The 16,490-nt window shown below is 58.2% G+C and carries 14 protein-coding genes; 11 read left to right on the plus strand and 3 right to left on the minus strand.

The genetic code is table 11. The annotated features are described in order from the left end of the window. Positions 1-161 precede the first annotated feature (161 nt). The 6 genes from pglX to brxL are packed head-to-tail and all read left to right on the plus strand — an operon-like array spanning position 162 to position 10,085. Positions 162-1,886: a BREX-1 system adenine-specific DNA-methyltransferase PglX gene (gene pglX, locus TBU01S_RS24170; RefSeq protein WP_083953771.1), complete on the plus strand. Its 1,725-nt coding sequence runs from the start codon at positions 162-164 to the stop codon at positions 1,884-1,886. A 19-nt stretch (positions 1,887-1,905) separates the two neighbouring features. Continuing rightward, positions 1,906-3,072: an AAA family ATPase gene (locus TBU01S_RS21020; protein ID WP_068639454.1), complete on the plus strand. Its 1,167-nt coding sequence runs from the start codon at positions 1,906-1,908 to the stop codon at positions 3,070-3,072. After that, positions 3,066-3,710, plus strand: a complete 645-nt coding sequence (locus TBU01S_RS21025) for a DUF4276 family protein (RefSeq protein WP_068639455.1) — start codon at positions 3,066-3,068, stop codon at positions 3,708-3,710. Before TBU01S_RS21020 ends, TBU01S_RS21025 begins: the two co-directional genes overlap by 7 nt. Beyond that, positions 3,668-5,434 (plus strand): DUF262 domain-containing protein, encoded by a 1,767-nt coding sequence (locus tag TBU01S_RS21030; RefSeq protein WP_217999673.1) that lies wholly within the window; start codon positions 3,668-3,670, stop codon positions 5,432-5,434. Before TBU01S_RS21025 ends, TBU01S_RS21030 begins: the two co-directional genes overlap by 43 nt. Before the next feature lie 5 nt (positions 5,435-5,439). Continuing rightward, complete coding sequence (gene pglZ, locus TBU01S_RS21035; protein ID WP_068639457.1) at positions 5,440-7,947, plus strand: BREX-1 system phosphatase PglZ type A; 2,508 nt, start codon at positions 5,440-5,442, stop codon at positions 7,945-7,947. A 2-nt stretch (positions 7,948-7,949) separates the two neighbouring features. After that, positions 7,950-10,085 (plus strand): BREX system Lon protease-like protein BrxL, encoded by a 2,136-nt coding sequence (gene brxL / locus TBU01S_RS21040; RefSeq protein WP_217999674.1) that lies wholly within the window; start codon positions 7,950-7,952, stop codon positions 10,083-10,085. An 83-nt stretch (positions 10,086-10,168) separates the two neighbouring features. On the opposite strand, the gene TBU01S_RS21045 is transcribed toward brxL, so the two are convergent. Further along, entirely contained in the window at positions 10,169-10,819 is a 651-nt protein-coding gene (locus tag TBU01S_RS21045; protein ID WP_157659239.1) for a hypothetical protein, read from the minus strand. Positions 10,820-10,958: 139 nt separating this feature from the next. Beyond that, positions 10,959-11,417: a helix-turn-helix domain-containing protein gene (locus tag TBU01S_RS25185; protein WP_157659240.1), complete on the minus strand. Its 459-nt coding sequence runs from the start codon at positions 11,415-11,417 to the stop codon at positions 10,959-10,961. Positions 11,418-11,468: 51 nt separating this feature from the next. Between TBU01S_RS25185 and TBU01S_RS23405 the strand changes: the two genes are divergently transcribed. The 5 genes from TBU01S_RS23405 (at position 11,469) to TBU01S_RS25190 (ending at position 16,384) form a co-directional block, all read left to right on the plus strand. Beyond that, positions 11,469-11,732: a helix-turn-helix domain-containing protein gene (locus TBU01S_RS23405; protein ID WP_083953772.1), complete on the plus strand. Its 264-nt coding sequence runs from the start codon at positions 11,469-11,471 to the stop codon at positions 11,730-11,732. A 154-nt stretch (positions 11,733-11,886) separates the two neighbouring features. After that, a complete protein-coding gene (locus TBU01S_RS24175; protein WP_068639460.1) occupies positions 11,887-12,570 on the plus strand; it encodes a hypothetical protein in 684 nt (227 codons plus the stop codon). Continuing rightward, positions 12,509-14,470, plus strand: coding sequence for a TnsB C-terminal domain-containing protein (locus TBU01S_RS21065; protein WP_083953774.1), 1,962 nt, complete (start codon positions 12,509-12,511; stop codon positions 14,468-14,470). Before TBU01S_RS24175 ends, TBU01S_RS21065 begins: the two co-directional genes overlap by 62 nt. Further along, entirely contained in the window at positions 14,467-15,426 is a 960-nt protein-coding gene (locus TBU01S_RS21070; RefSeq protein WP_068639463.1) for an AAA family ATPase, read from the plus strand. Before TBU01S_RS21065 ends, TBU01S_RS21070 begins: the two co-directional genes overlap by 4 nt. Next, on the plus strand, positions 15,419-16,384 hold the full coding sequence (locus TBU01S_RS25190) for a TniQ family protein (RefSeq protein ID WP_083953775.1): 966 nt from the start codon (positions 15,419-15,421) through the stop codon (positions 16,382-16,384). Before TBU01S_RS21070 ends, TBU01S_RS25190 begins: the two co-directional genes overlap by 8 nt. On the opposite strand, the gene TBU01S_RS24610 is transcribed toward TBU01S_RS25190, so the two are convergent. Further along, the coding region (locus TBU01S_RS24610; protein ID WP_217999675.1) for a hypothetical protein at positions 16,308-16,490 on the minus strand (183 nt) is incomplete at its 5' end. The two genes, TBU01S_RS25190 and TBU01S_RS24610, sit on opposite strands and share 77 nt — an antisense overlap.

Raw genomic sequence — 16,490 nt, forward strand, 5'->3', positions numbered from 1 at the left:
AAGAGCGGCATCACCGACTACTGCATGACGGGCGAGATCTACGTGCAGCCGCTGCGCCAATTCGAGAGCAGCCACTGCTCACCTGCCAAACCGTTCAAGCCGGTGCCGGATGGATTTGAAATTGATTTTGGCCGCAAGGCATTGCCGGCGGGAGAAAACGAATGAGTGAGAATCAGAACAACAGCAGCGACCAGCGCATGGACAAGTATTTCTTTCGCGCCGCAGCTGTGGACTTTAAGAAGATTCCAGGCAGTCCAATTGGTTATTGGGTTAGCAGCAGGCAGTTTGATTGCTTCGAAAAATACCCTCAGCTTTCGACGTTTGCTGTTTCATCCAATGGTGTTCAGACAGGTAACAATGCGAAGTACGTGCGCCTATGGAGTGAGGTCTCGGCGAGCAAGGTAAACATCCGCTGGTACCCATATAACAAGGGCGGCCAATTTAGGCGTTGGTATGGAAACTTTGATTTCTTGGTTAACTGGGAAAACGATGGCGAGTCGATCAAATCTGAGAAGAACTTTTGTGCGCGAGGGGAAGAGTTCTACTTCAGTAAAGGAATAACTTGGTCGGACATAACCAGCGGAAAGCTGTCAGGAAGAATTCTTCCTGAGGGGTTTCTGTTTGATGCATCAGGCCCGTCAGCATTTTTCAATGATTCAAGCCTTACCTATATTGGATTGGCATTATTGAATACAAAATTTGCTGACTCTTGGTCGAAGATTCTCAACCCAACGTTGCATTTTCAATCCGGAGACTTCCGAAAGCTCACATTGGCCCCAAGCTATATCTCGGAAAGCACTCGTCTAACAGCAAAGGCGCTGCTAAAGATAAGCAAGGAGGATTGGGATTTCTATGAAACCTCTTGGGACTTCACCAGCCTCCCGCTCCTGCATCCCGACCACCGCCAATCTGCGCTCAAGGCTAGCTACCGCAGGCTCCGCTCCCATTGGCACGAGATGACGGAGGAAATGCAGCGCCTTGAGGAAGAGAACAACCGCATCTTTATCGACGCCTACGGTCTGCAGGACGAGCTGACGCCCGAAGTCCCGCTGAACGAAATCACGCTCACCTGCAACCCGCACTACCGCTACGGCAGCGACAGAAGCGAAGGCGAATTAGAAGCCTTGCTACTGGCCGACACCCTGCGCGAACTGGTGAGCTACGCCGTGGGCTGCATGTTCGGGCGCTACAGCCTCGACAAGCCGGGGCTGATCCTAGCCAACCAGGGCGAGACGCTGGCCGACTATCTGGCCCAGGTGCCACAACCGCGCTTCCCGGCCGATGACGACAACGTGATCCCGCTGCTCGACGGCGACTGGTTCCCGGACGACATCACCCTGCGCTTCCGCCAGTTCCTGCGCGTGGCCTTTGGCGACGCGCATTACGAGGACAACCTGGCCTTCATCGAGCAAACGCTGAACATCAAGGGCAAGCGCAACTACGGCCTGCGCGATTTTTTCCTGGGCGAGTTCTATGCCGACCATGTGAAGCGCTACAAGAAGCGCCCGATCTACTGGTTGTTCAGTAGCCCCAAGGGCAGCTTCAACGCGCTGATCTACATGCACCGCTACCGCCCTGACACGGTGAGCGTGGTGCTCAAGTACCTGCGCGACTACCGCGAGAAGCTCACCACCGAGAAAGAGCGCCAGGCCGCCGTCAGCATCAACCCCGCCAGCAGCCAGGGCGAGAAGACCAAGGCCATCAAGGAAGTGGATCGGCTGGCCAGGGTGCTGACCGAGTTGGAGGACTACGAGCGCGACACGCTCTACCCGCTGGCCACCGAGCAGGTGCAGATCGACCTGGACGATGGGGTGAAGGTGAATTACCTCAAGTTTGGCGCTGCGCTGAAGAAGATTGCGGGGCTGGAAGCGAAGGACGAGGACTGATGGAGGCCAGGAGAAAGCGATGCTGATTCATTCGATCAAGCTGAACCAATTCCTCAGCTTCGGGGCTTCCTCAGAAGCAGTTCCGCTGAGGCCACTGAACGTGATCATCGGGCCCAATGGCGCGGGTAAATCCAACCTGCTCGAGTCTGTCGCGCTGCTACAAAGTGCCCCCGATCAGTTGCTCAAACCGATTCGCGAAGGCGGCGGGGTGCGCGACTGGCTGTACAAGGGAGGCAGCGGCACGCCCGTGGCGGCCCTGAACGTGGTGCTGAGCAACCCCAAGGGACCTCAGCCTCTGCGCTACTGCCTGGAATTTACTGAAGTCGGGCAACGCTTCCAGATCGTGGACGAGCGCATAGAAAATGAGAGTCCAGCCAGTAAGAAGCACCCTCAGGCCTATTTTTACTATCACTTCAATAGCGGACGACCAGTTTTGAATGTGAAAGATCAGAAGCGTGCCCTGCAGCAGGAGGACGTGGATCTGGAAAAATCCATCCTCGCCCAACGCCGCGACCCCGATCAGTACCCGGAAGTGACCTATCTGGGCCAGGTCCTGAGCAAGATCCGCCTGTACCGTGAATGGAGCTTTGGCCGCTACACCTCACCGCGTCTGCCACAGAAGGCCGACCTGCCCAACGAGCACCTCGAACCCGACGGCAGCAACCTGGGCCTTGTGCTGAACCGCCTGCGCCGTGACCCCGTCGTCAAGCAGCGCCTGCTAGAGGCGCTGCAAGCCTTGTACGACGGCATCGACGATTACGACGTGCAGATCGAGGGCGGCACGGTGCAGGTGTTCTTTCACGAAGGGCGCGTCACCATCCCCGCCACGCGCCTGTCGGACGGCACCCTGCGTTACCTGTGTCTGCTAGCGGTGCTTTGCCACCCCAATCCGCCGCCCTTGGTATGCATCGAGGAGCCGGAACTGGGCTTGCACCCCGACGTGCTGCCAACACTCGCGGATCTGCTGAAGGAGGCGGCTACTCGCACCCAATTGATCGTGACCACGCATTCCGACGTACTGGTGGATGCAATGAGCGACCAGCCGGACTCGGTTCTGGTCGCTGAAAAAACCGACATGGGGACGACGCTAACCCGCCTGGATGCCGAAAAGCTGAAGCCTTGGCTGGAGAAGTACCGCCTGGGGCAACTGTGGACGCGGGGTGAAATTGGAGGCACTCGGTGGTGAAGCTCTATGTGGAGGGCGGCGGGGATGCCGCCATACTGAAAAGCGCCTGCCGCGAGGGGTTTTCCAAGTTTCTGGGCAAGGCTGGCTTGGCCGGGCGTATGCCGCGCGTGGTGGCCTGTGGCAGCCGCGCCGACGCATACGACTCGTTCTGCACGGCCCTGCGGAGTGGTGAATCAGCCATGCTGTTGGTGGACAGCGAGGCGCCCATGCTGGCAGCAGCACAGCCTGGGGATGCAAGCCAACCGGAGGACCGCAAGCGCTGGCAGCCCTGGCTACATCTGAAGCAGCGGAAAGGTGACGACTGGGATAAGCCTGCCGCCAGTGAAGACCTGCAATGCCACCTGATGGTCCAATGCATGGAAGCTTGGCTGATAGCAGACCGTGAGACCCTGAAGAAATTTTTCGGCCAAGGCTTCAAGGAAAACGCTCTACCCAGCACGCCCAACGGGATCGAGAGCATCGGGAAGCAGCAGATCTACGGCGCTCTGGCAACGGCGACCCGTGACTGCAAAACGAAGAGCGCCTACGGCAAGGGTGAACATTCGTTCAAGCTGCTGGCCTTGATCAATCCGGCCAAGGTTAAGGAGTCCTCTCCTTGGGCAAGGCGATTCATCGAAACGCTGCAGACGAGGGCCTGAACATGTCGATGAACTTCAATACTTCCAATCAGACCTTCAGGCAGCTGCTCGGAAACGGACTGAGCTATCGTGTCCCACCGTTTCAGCGCGACTACTCCTGGACGGACGACGAATGGGATGACCTGTGGCAGGACATGCTGGGACTGTTCGAGGAGGACGGCGAGCCCGCGCACTACATGGGCTATCTGGTATTGCAGAGCTCCGACAGCAAACGCTTCGACATCATCGATGGGCAGCAGCGCATCACAACCCTGAGCGTGATGATTCTGGCTGCCCTGGGCCACCTGAAAGACCTGGTCCACGCGGGTGTGGATGCACAGAACAACCAACGTCGCCGGGACGCCCTGCAGAACAGCTATATCGGTTATCTGGACCCGGTCTCGCTGGTGCCGCGTCCGAAGCTCGAGTTAAACCGGCACAACAACCGCTTCTTCCAGACCTACCTGGTACCGCTGGAGAGCCTACCGCAACGAGGGCTGAACGCCTCCGAGCATCAGTTGCGCAAGGCCTTCATCTGGTTCAAGGAACGGCTGCGGATCCGCGTCGGCCAGCACCCCGACAGTGGGGAGAAACTCGCGGCCTTTCTCGACACGCTGGTCGACAAGCTGTTCTTCACGGTCATTACCGTCACGGATGAGCTCAACGCCTTCAAGGTGTTCGAGACGCTCAATGCCCGGGGGGTGCGACTGTCCGCAACCGATCTGCTGAAGAACTACCTGTTCTCGGTCATCAGCGCGGGAGGCGACGCCCATGAAAATGAGCTGACTGCACTGGAAGAGCGCTGGGAGCGGATCGTCGGCATGCTCGGAAGCGAGAGCTTCCCGGAGTTCTTGCGGGTGTACTGGAATAGCCGCCACACGCTGGTGCGCAAGAGCGATCTGTTCAAGACGATCCGCAAGCGGATCAACGACCGGGAAAAGGCCTTTGCCTTGCTACGTGGTCTCGACAGGAGCGCAGAAATCTACGCGGCCCTGCGCGATCCGCAGGACGGATTCTGGGAGATAGACGAACGCAAGGCGCTACAGCAGTTGTTGATGTTCAATGTGCGTCAACCCCTTGCTCTGCTGCTGGCATGCCACGAGAAGTTCGCACACGATCAGCGCGAGACTTTTACCCGCACGCTGCGTGCAGTGGCGGTCATTTCGTTTCGCTATAACGTCATCTGTAACCTGCAGACCCACGACCAGGAACGCGTGTACAACGAGGCGGCTCGCAAGATTTCCGAGGGACGACTGACCCGTTTGCAGGAAATTCTCGAGGCGCTTCACGAGATCTACCCAGACGACAATCGGTTCAAGACGGCGTTCTGCGAAAAGGAGCTCCGCACCACCAACTCACGCAACCGCAAGGTCGTGCGCTACGTCCTGTTCGAGATTGAGCACCATATGTCGGGGCAATCGCTGGACTTCGAGAGTGCCACCTACAACCTGGAGCACATTCTGCCGGAGAGCCCTTCCGACGCTTGGAGTCATATCGAAGAGTCGAAGCAGGATCGGCTGACTTACCGCCTTGGCAACATGACCCCGCTTGAAACGACGGTCAATCGGGATATCGGCAATCTGCCTTACGAGCAAAAGCGCCAGGCGTATGAAAACAGCGATTTTCAGATCACGCGGGCGGTTGCAACCCACTATGACGAGTGGACCGAAGCGAAAGTCATCGCGCGTCAAACCCAACTCGCCAAGGCCGCCACTGCGATCTGGCGCATCGATTTCGGGGCCTGAAGCGGATGACCAACCCCAAGATCAAACAGGCGCTGAGCAACCTGTTCGACAAGCAGCGCATCGTGTTCTGGTACGACACTCAGCACGAGCTTCGCGCGGACTTCGAGGCGCTTGAGCTACCCGGCGTAGAGAAGATCGAACTCGCCAACAACGAGTTCGGCGTAAAGCACCGCGTGCTGCGCGCGTTGCCGGAGCAGAAGTTCCTGCTCTACCGGGACGGCCCCGAGCCTGCGCATCTCGAGAACTGGCTGCTCGATGTGCAGTTGGCCAGTGGCAGCACCTTCCGTACCGACCAAGTGGCGCTGTGGCTGGCCGAGCTGGAGCTAGGGCCAGATGCCTATCCGCTGCTGGAAGCACATGCGGCCTTCTTCGAGGCCAGCAAGCGGCGCGACAAGCTGAAGGAGTTGCTGGAGGCAGGCGACAGCCAGCACGCCCTGCGCCAGAAAATGCTGGCTGTGTGCGTGGGAAGTGAAGCGCGGCTCGATGTGATGCTGGAGGCTCTGCTGGGTGATCTGGCGAGCGACACCGACGCGCGGATCAAGCTGATCGAGCGCAGCGGGCTGGGCGCGTACTTCTGGGAGCAGGTCAAGCGCGCGTATGGCTACGACAGCCAGCAGCCGGGGCTGCAGGACTTTGTGATCGAGCTGTTCAAGAGCTGCTTCCTGTCGGAAGTGGATCCCGATTTCAAGCCGTGCCTGTCATCCGAGGCGAAGGTGTTCATCAAGCGCTGGAAGGACAGCCGAGCCCACGCCGAAGCCTTCGAGCACCTGTCGGCGCAGTGCGCGGGCATTCTGCAGATCGACGACAAGCTCCAGCCGCTGGACTACCGCGGTTTGATGGAGCTGGACGAGTTCGAGTCCATCGACCGCAGGATCCTGAGCGCCTTGGTGCGCGATGTCGTTGCACGCACTGTGTCGGCCACGGAGGTGGAGCAATGGGTCCGACAGCGTCGCCAGGGGCACTGGTTCGGGCGCTACAAGGACGTCTATCTCGCCATCGAACACGGTGCCCAGTTCATCCAGCAGCTCGAACTGACGCAGCTCGAGATGGACTCGCTGGTGGATGGGGTGCGCAAATATGCGAAGACCTGGTTCCGACTGGACCAGCGTTACCGCAAGTTCATCCACCATGCACGGCAGTCGGGCCAGGCCTCGCTGCTGCAGGCGCTGAGCCAACAGGTAGAAAACCTCTACACCAACAACTATCTGTCGCGCCTGAATGTGCGCTGGCAGCAGTTCGTGGATGCCTGCCAGCGCTGGGAGGCTGCGCCCGTGATCGGCCAAGCCCAGTTCTTTGCGCGCTTCGTGCGTCCGTATCTCGAGCGCAACACCAAAATCTGCGTGCTGATCTCGGACGCCTTCCGCTACGAGGTGGGGGAAGAGCTGCAGAGCCTGATCCGCCGTGAAGACCGCTTCGAGGCGGAACTGGTGCCGGCGCTGGCCTGTTTGCCGAGCTACACCCAGCTGGGCATGGCCGCGCTGCTGCCGCACAAAACCCTGGCACTGGCCGAGGATGGCAGTGGCGAGACCCTGGTGGATGGCGCGAGCGCAACCGGCTCGGCCAACCGTGCAAAGATCCTCGCACAGGCGGTGAGCGCGTCCACGGTGGTGTTGGCGAAGGACGTACTGAGCATGAGCAAGGACGACTCACGGGCGCTGATCCGCGACCACGACGTCGTCTATGTCTATCACAACCTGATCGACAAGACCGGAGACACGCGAGACACCGAGGAACGCGTCTTCGACGCTGCGGAAGACACGCTGGACGAACTGTTGCGCGTGATCAAGAAGCTGGCCAATGCCAATGCGAGCAACTTGTTGGTGACGGCAGACCATGGATTCATCTACCAGAACCATGCGCTGGAAGACAGCGACTTCGTCAGCAGTGAGCCGGAGGGCACGGAGATCCTCTACACCGACCGCCGCTTTGTGCTCGGACGCGGTCTGCGCGACAACAGCAGCTTCAAGACCTGGCAGCCCGATCAACTGGGTCTGACCGGCACTCTTCAGATCCAGATCCCGAAATCCATCAACCGCCTGCGCCTGAAAGGCTCGGGCAGTCGCTTCGTGCATGGCGGCGCCACCCTGCAGGAGGTGGTGATTCCCGTCATCAGCATCAACAAGAAGCGCCAGAGTGACGTCGGCCGGGTCGGGGTCGAGCTGATCGGCGGCGGCGGCAAGACCATCACCACCGGACAACTGGCAGTCATCCTGTACCAGACCGAACCGGTGACCGAGAAGCGGCAGCCGCGGCAGTTGCGCGTGGGGCTGTACACGCTGACGGGTGAGATGATCTCGGACACGCACGAGCTGACCTTCGACATGGCTTCCGACAACCCTCGCGAACGTGAGCTGGCGGTGCGTTTCATCCTGAGCCGCAAGGCGGACGGCTGCAACAACCAGCAGGTCGAGCTGCGTCTCGAGGAGCCGGTGGACGGCACCTCGCACTACACCCTCTATCAGGCAACGCGCTATACGATCCGGCGCTCGTTCACCAGCGAATTCGATTTTTGACCATGCCACAGCTTCAGCCCGAGACCACCCTGATGAGCCCGCTCGACGACAAGATCAATCAGCACTTTGCCGGCCTGGTGGTTCGCAAGGACTTGGTCAAGACGGTCAAAGGCAACGCGATCGTCCCGACCTACGTTCTGGAATACCTTCTGGGCCAGTACTGCGCCACCAGCGACGAGGCGACGATCGAGACCGGCATCGACACGGTCCGCGAGATCCTGCGCAAGCACTATGTGCACCGCAACGAAGCCGGCCTGGTGCGCTCGACGATCCGGGAAAAGGGGCGGCACAAGGTCATCGACCGCATCAGCGTGGCGCTGAACGACAAGTCGGATGCCTACGAGGCCGAGTTCGCAAACCTCGGCATCAAGAAGGTGATCATCGACTCGGCCACGGTAAAGGCGCACCCCAAGCTGCTGGTGGGCGGAGTGTGGTGCATTGCCGATGTGGAGTACCTGTTCACCGAGGACAAGGCGGCCACGCCGTGGGTGCTGGCCTCGATAAAGCCGATCCAGCTCTCGCATTTCGACTTCGACGGCTATGTGGAGGCGCGAAAGCAGTTCTCGACCGAGGAGTGGATCGACCTGCTGATCCAGAGCGTGGGCTTCAATCCGCAGATGTTCGGCAAGCGCAACAAGCTCAGCCAGCTGGTACGCCTGATCCCGTTCTGCGAGCGCAACTACAACCTGATCGAACTGGGCCCGAAGGGGACCGGCAAGTCGCACATCTATTCCGAGTTCTCACCGCACGGCATCCTGATCTCGGGGGGCGAGGTGACCGTGCCCAAGCTGTTCGTACACAACGGCACGGGCAAACTCGGACTAGTGGGGTATTGGGATGTGGTGGCCTTCGATGAGTTCGCCGGCAAGCAGAAGCGCGTGGACAAGGCACTGGTGGACATCATGAAGAACTACATGGCCAACAAGTCCTTCTCGCGCGGGGTAGAAACACTCGGCGCGGAGGCCAGCATGGTGTTCGTGGGCAACACCGACCATACGGTGCCCTACATGCTCAAGCATTCGGATCTGTTCGACCCATTGCCCGACAAGTTCCATGACTCGGCCTTCCTCGACCGGATCCACAGCTACATCCCGGGGTGGGAGGTGGATGTGATCCGGGGCGAGATGTTCTCCAGCGGCTATGGCTTCGTCGTCGACTACTTGGCTGAGATCCTGCGCTCGCTGCGCAGCCATGACTTCTCCGATCGCTACAAGGCTCAGTTCCGGCTGTCGGACGACATCTCCACGCGTGACCGCGACGGCATCAACAAGACCTTCTCGGGGCTGATGAAGATCCTGTTTCCGCATGGAGAGGCCACGAACGCTGAGGTTGAAGAGGTTCTGCGTGTCGCTATCGAAGGACGCAAGCGGGTCAAGGATCAACTCCTGCGAATCGATGCGACCTATCCAGCAGTGCGCTTCGCCTACTTCGACTCGAAGGACACAGAGCACCTAGTCACAACCCTCGAGGAAGAGGAGTACCCGAACGCTTATCACCGAGTTGTGAACTCCGCGGATGCCTCAGACTCTGCAGTGACTGCGCAACCGCCTCAGGACTCTTCACTTCAAGGCGCTCTGCCCCTCTCCCCGCCACAACCGGCAAGCGAAGCACCACGCGCACAAGACACCGCAACTCCAAGAGCCACAACCGCGCTCAAGGAACAGCACCTCGTGTTCCAGGAAAACCAGCGCGGCGTAAGCTTCGACAAGCTATTTGGTCCCTACCTGGCTGGGGCGACGCGGATCACCGTCACCGACCCTTACCTGCGCCTGTTCCACCAACAGCGCAATCTGATGGAGTTGCTCGAGACCATCAGCAAGCACTGTGGCGCCGAGGATGAGGTTGCGGTTCATGTCGTCACCGTTGAAGACGAATTCAACGGCGATCGCCAGACCGAGAACTTCCAGAAGATGGCAGACGCCTGCGCGAGCATCGGCATCCAGTTCTCGTGGGAATACGACAAGACGGGCACGAGGCACGACCGCGACATCACCACCGACCACGGCTGGAAGATCGTACTCAGCCGCGGACTGGATGTTTTTCAGCGTTTCGAACTGAATGATGCCTTCAGCTTCACCAACCGCATGCAGCGGCATCGGCAATGCAAGGAATTCAATGTGACGTATGTGAGGGTGTGATCGCTCACGCGCTTGGGGCTGATCGGCGGTCCAACAGCGTTGGGCAGGGTGACGGGTGCAACAAGCAACGAAGGTGAAGCACCCTAGCAATCCGGCAACTTCTCCGAGAGCGCGCGGGCTGCACGGTCTCCGTACGAACCAAACCACAGCAGTCCGGCCGACAACAACGCAACTTGCCACATGGCCCACAGAAATACTGCTACGGTTTGAGTTGGTCCATGCAGGATGAAACTCGCGACTGCGGCATAAATGAGGAAAGCAACCGCAGCGAATGTGATTGATGTCATTAGCCCAAGGATTAGCCGCGTTGCCCAATGAAACCTGATCACCATCAGCCTGCCCTGTGGCGGCCGGCCCATGCTCCAGATGCGTTTGACGACTTGCGTGAAAGGGCCATCCTGCGGGGAGGGTTCGACCGCCGTACCCCACCAAACATTAGGATATTGCAGAAGCTTCCTCAGTTGCGGCTCCGTGAGCACGCCATCAACAATGAGCGTTTGCAGCGCCCGGAAGGTCGAGTACTCCACGGCTACGCCATACCGAATCATCATCGCGGCACGAAAAACCGATGGAAGCTCAACGCGTGAAGAACGCTCGGAGTCTGGCGCTAGCCCGCCTCTTTTCTGGTAGGCAACGACCTCTTTCGCGTCCCAAGGCCGATTGAGCCAATCCCACAGCCTTACGCGCGTCTTCTGAATCACGACGTGCTGAGCCAACGGGCTCTCAACGTTCAAGCTGTTTAGCCCTCCGCTCACCGGGGGCTCGCCCGATGTCCCCGGAGCGGCCCTCTCACGTAGTAACGCGGTCGTCAGCATCGTCAGCAAGGCGGCGGCATCGTCCTCGCGGTCCTGCGGGTTCGACCTTTTCACTTTTCTACCCAAGCCTGTTTGCGATCAAGTCTCGAACGATCGCACTGACTTCGTCGTCAGGCAGACACTCGTTTGCTTGTGCCGGCTGCAGATGCTGGACCATGATGCACCACGCAATCTCGACCTCCTGCTCCAACGCAATCGTGAGGCCATGAATCGCGGACTCTCTCTTCACCCATTGCAGAGCCCAAGTGAATCGCTTGCGCGTAGGAAGATGCGCGAGTGTTGGGGTGCCAGTAGCGACCCAAGCGCTGTCTATGCCGAGTTCTTCAAGACAAGGCAAGAGATCAGTCGGCAACGGAGTTCTACCCGCCTCATACTGAAGCACAGACAGCTTGGTCAGCTCAAACGCTTCTGCAAATTGCTGCTGAGTCAGGCCTAGAGATTCGCGCGCCATCCTTAGCCGGGCACCCACGTCCTGCCGAGCACGTGCCCTGCGACCAACAACGACCGGTTTAGCCACCTCTCAACTCACCCTTGAACACCCTCTGAAGCATAGTTTACTATACCAACCATGAGCCGTGCGAAGTCCGCCAAATTTGATCAAATTCGCGAGGACGACCTCGCCGCTGTCCGCCAACGATTCTGGCTGGAAGGCGAAACGATCGCGGATTGGGCCAACAAGCACGGATTCAGCGCTGCAACGACGTATTCATTGCTTGCGGGTCGCCTGCGCGCGCGTCGAGGAGAAGCACACAGAATCGCTGTGGCGTTGGGTTTGAAGCCTAGCGCATCAGCCAAATCAGAGGACTCTGTACAACAAGAGGAAGAACCATGAAATAAAAACGCCGATCCCACTTTCGCGAAGACCGGCGTCCCGTCGTGAATACACAACGGCTGGCACCTGAAGTATTCCCCACACGGTTTCTCCGGTCAAGCCCCTCCCTGAGGGGTGACGGGCTTTCTTTGCCCATGTTCCGGAGACCCTATCCATGGAAAGGTCAGACCGGCGCGTCATCACGCGCTCACCGTCGCACGCAGTCCACGCCGTGTGTGCCGGTGGTTTGCTCGGTACGCACGTCGAAGCCGAGTCTAGGTTGGAAGCGGATTTCATTCGGCGAACCGCTCTCTTGCCTTCTCACCCCCTCATCATTCACCAGCCTTTCAAAATCAAGATATTCGAGAAGGGCTATACACCGGATTTTCTGCTCGCATTTCCCGTAAGCGGACTGAAGATCGTCATCGAGATCAAACTCGCCGAACGCATAACACCAGAGGTTGCCGAGCAGTTTGATCGCGCCGCAGCGTTCCTACGCCCGCGAGGCTATCTCTTCTTTGTTCTCACTGAATTCGAGCTCAAGCACAAACGAGTGCATCGTCGAGCAAAGCTTCTGACCCGGTACGCAAAAGAGTCTGTCCCATCGAAAGTGCTGGAACGTGTCCGGGGCGTCCTTGCCAACCGTAAAGCGGGCATACCCATCGGCACTGTCGCCCGCAAAGCCGGTGCCGCTTACCACCAGATCCTCAGCCTGGTCGCACACGGAACCCTCTTCACCGGTCCACGACTGCAGACGGATCCGTCTGCAGTCGTCTCACTTTACGCACCCGAGGATCATGACGATGAGATACTCTTTAGCCGTTGGTTTGGTACTACGTCGTGGGATGCGGACCTTTGAATTTGTCCGCGAGCTCTCAGCCGAAGAAGTGCAACTTGAGGACGTCGAAACACGTCGCCCACTCACAATTCGCAAGTGGAAACTCATTTCGGAAATCGAGGCAGGCACTTACTCAGTCGTGCTGCCCGGTGCAGCCAATAGTCTCAACGACTCTGCACTGCACACGCAACACACAACCTCCCTTCCCGAAAGTCAGCAAAAGCTCATAGATCGCCGCTATGCGTACGTAATCGCTATGAGAAAAGCTGGCATTACTCGCGGCAGCCGAAAAAACCTTCCTGAACTGATCAAAAAGGTCGCCGATAAGCTTGAAGACAAGCATCCCCCCAGCAGTAGCACGGTACTCGACTGGGCACGCCGGTACGAGGCCAGCAACAACAACGTTCGCGCCCTCGCAAGCAGGAACTACAGCCGCAGAAAGGTGAAGCGTATCACCCCAATCATGGAGGAACTCATCCGGGAGAAAATCCGCACCGAATACCTCACGCGCAACCGTCACTCGTTGAAGCACACTCATCAGTGCATTGTCACGGCCGCAAAGAAGCTCGTGAACGAGAACAAGCTAAACGCCGACGAAGCAACCGTAAGCATTTCCACGTTGGGACGATGGGTGCAAGAGTTGGATCGATATGAGGTCATCAAGCGCCGCTATGGGACCCCTCGTGCTCGGCTGCTCTGCAGGACCCCGATGGGTGACGACTACCCCGAACTACCGTTTGAGCAAGTCGAAGTCGATCACACGCCGCTAGACTGGATCGTTATCTGCGATCGCACGGGCATTCCCCTAGGCCGCCCTTTACTCACTGCGACTATCTGTGCCGCAACGGGCTACCCCACAGGTCTGTACCTTTCATTTTATGGACCGGGGCTCACTAGCGTAAGCGGCGTCCTGAGAAATACGATTTCGCTCAAAGACGCGATCTGCAGAAGCTCCGGCACCAGCCACCCCTGGCTAGCATCAGGCATTCCTGACTTATTACTCCTTGACAACGGGCTCGAGTTTCATGCGCACAATTGCTTCCGGATCGGTCGCGATATTGGCATGGACATCACTTTCGCGGCCGTGCGAACGCCCTGGTCAAAACCGCATATAGAGCGATTCTTTGCGAGTCTCGGGTATCTGACCCTCACTACAGGGCGCATACGCAAACGCATCACGAATGTCATTGACCTTGACCCAAGAACAACAGCATCGATAACCTTCTCCAACCTGGTAAAAGGTTTGGTTCAGTACTTCGTTGACGTACACCCATTCCGAATACATGAGCGCAAGCTCGCTCGTCCCTTCGACCTAATGAGCGACGGCATCGAGAAATGCCCACCCGCCTCGTATCTGCCTAACTTCGACGCGGTTCGTATGGCGACCGCGATATCGAAGACACTCACCGTAAGTCAAGGAGGTGTCGAAATTCGCGGAATTCCATTCGGCAGCGCAGAACTGTCCCCGATGCGCCGTGCCGTCGGTGAAAACTTCAGGACACTCGTCAAGTGGGATCCCGATGACATCGATCAGATCTATGTACAGCACCCGATTACAAAAGAGTGGATTTGCAGTCCATCGCGTTGGCCACAGTACACACAGGGTTTGAGCTGGAATCAACATCTTTTGATTCGAAAGTTCCTCCGCAAGCAGCTGAAAGCGAAGAACGCAGAGGAGAACTACATTACTTCTGCGATGCGCATGCACGAGTTCTGGATGGACGTCACTACCGCCAAGACCGCAACTGACGCAAAGCTCGCCGGCCAGTTTGCGGGGCTCACCTCGGCGCGGGTGCTCGACCCAAAGCCGAGCTCAGCTTCGCAGCATCCACAAAAAATCCTTGTCGAGGAAGACGAAGGACACAAGCCCACTGACCGATCGCCTCCGGATTTCGAAGCGTTCATCATGGAGGGGGCATGAGCTCTGCTGACCATCGCTTTGACTTTGGGGACATCGATCCTGTCGAACTTGAAGATCGTGCTACGCGGGAGCGCCAACTGCAGCAATACAGCAACGAGGCACTGCAGAGGGCGGCGCAGGTCGAGCAGGTGTATGTCCTCTTTCCGCAGTTTGGCATCTGCCTCGCTGCATGCGATCGCGCCTTCCAACTCTCACGCGCGCTCAATACACCCCAAGGAATCCTGATCACCGGTGCGCCAGGCACCTCCAAGACTACGATCGCCAAGTACTTTATCAGTTCTCTTCCACAGTCGGATCTATTTGAAAAAGGCTTCGGAGCCCTGCTGATCCGCTTGAGAAACTCGCCTACGACCACGCATGTCGTTTCCGCACTACTTCGCGCTTTGCGATACCCCTTCGTTAGCGTCAGACGCAATAACGTTCATGCAATGCGCGACCTCTGCTTCGAATCCATTCGACAACGCGGCACGCGGCTCATCTTCTTTGACCAAGCTCACTGTCTGAGCCACAGACCCGTCCGCTCGAAAAAGGACGTCGATGAAACAACCGTGTCCGACCTACTTACCGAGATGATGGATGAGACTGGAGCAAGTCTTTGCCTGCTGGCCGACTCTCAGTTTCAAGGGCTCGAGGCTGTCGATCGCGCTTTGGCCGACCGGGTAACCACTCGCGAGGTGCTTGAGCACTTCAGAAAGGATGAAATCTGGGCTGCTTTCCTCAATGCCTTTGCAAGACAGACTAAAGCCATTGACCTAAGTTGTCTTTCTACGCCCGAGCTGCAGTCGCAAACCCACAGCGCAACGCATGGCAACAGGCGCCAATTGAGACGCCTGCTCGTTGAGGCCACGCTTGTAGCTGTCGACGCGCAAAGTGCAGCAATCGATCGCTCTCACTTATCCACCGCGTTCTCAAGGGTGACGGGCACCGGAAACCAGGCTGCAAACCCATATGGTTAGCCCACCCGCTCCACTGCCGATTCAACTGCAGCCTATCGAGGAGGAATCGGGGCTCGGCTTCATTCTGCGCGTGTTTTGCGCTAATGGACTCAGTATAACGTCCGGACGCCAGCAGCTTGGCATCAAGAATTGGCGGTCACTCACCCCGGAAGACGTCCTCGTCCTGTCCCTCATCACACAGACACCACCAGACTGGCTCACTCTCAGGTTGATGATCCGCTCTACGGCGCTCCCGGAGCACTTCCAATACTGTGGTCACACTTTTCGCTCGCAGGCCGCGAAACCCAATATGGGTGCGAAGGTATGCCCGGATTGCGTACGGGAGAAAAGATGGTGCCATCGCGCGTGGATTCTCCCAGGGGCGGTTGCCTGTCCAATTCACGTGCGATGTCTGATCGCCACATGTAACCGTTGCGGACGCACGATTACCTGGGGACGACCGGCAGTCGACGTATGCACATGCGGAAGCTACCTCTCGGACTCCGATGGGAATCTCTCGGGAAGGAATCGTCACGCCATCGCCTGGTCCGAATGGCTGGACACACGACTTAGGCAACCAACACTGACCGACGCTGATTCCGAAGGTCTTGTTCCCCGGCTGCTTGATCACTTGACCATCGACGGCGCCACCGCAGTCGTGTGCGCATTCGGAATACGAAACCACCCATCTTCAACTCTGAGCCCAAATGACATTCGCAACCTATCATGTGACTTTCTCGTTCAGGTGGTAGAGCGCGGGCTTGCTCGTTTGTGGTCGATCGACGACAGACCACAAGATGCTCGTCGGTTGTCCGAATGTGTTCATGCACCGATCTTGGAAAGGCTTCGACGTAATGGTGTTTCAACCTCAGACCGCAACAGCGCATCTCTGCTCTTGAACTTCACAGCGAACCGGTCTCATCCAAGCAACGGTGGCCGCTATAGCCGCGGCCAGCTCGACCTATTCGATCAAAGATAATGAGTCCTGATTCTTCAGAAACCCGCCTCGTCAACGTACCAATGCCGGCGATAGATGAAGCTGCATCGAGTTGGCTAACGCGCTTCGCGATGTCGCAGGGTACCGA

Source organism: Thauera butanivorans NBRC 103042 (assembly GCF_001591165.1).
Classification (GTDB): domain Bacteria; phylum Pseudomonadota; class Gammaproteobacteria; order Burkholderiales; family Rhodocyclaceae; genus Thauera; species Thauera butanivorans.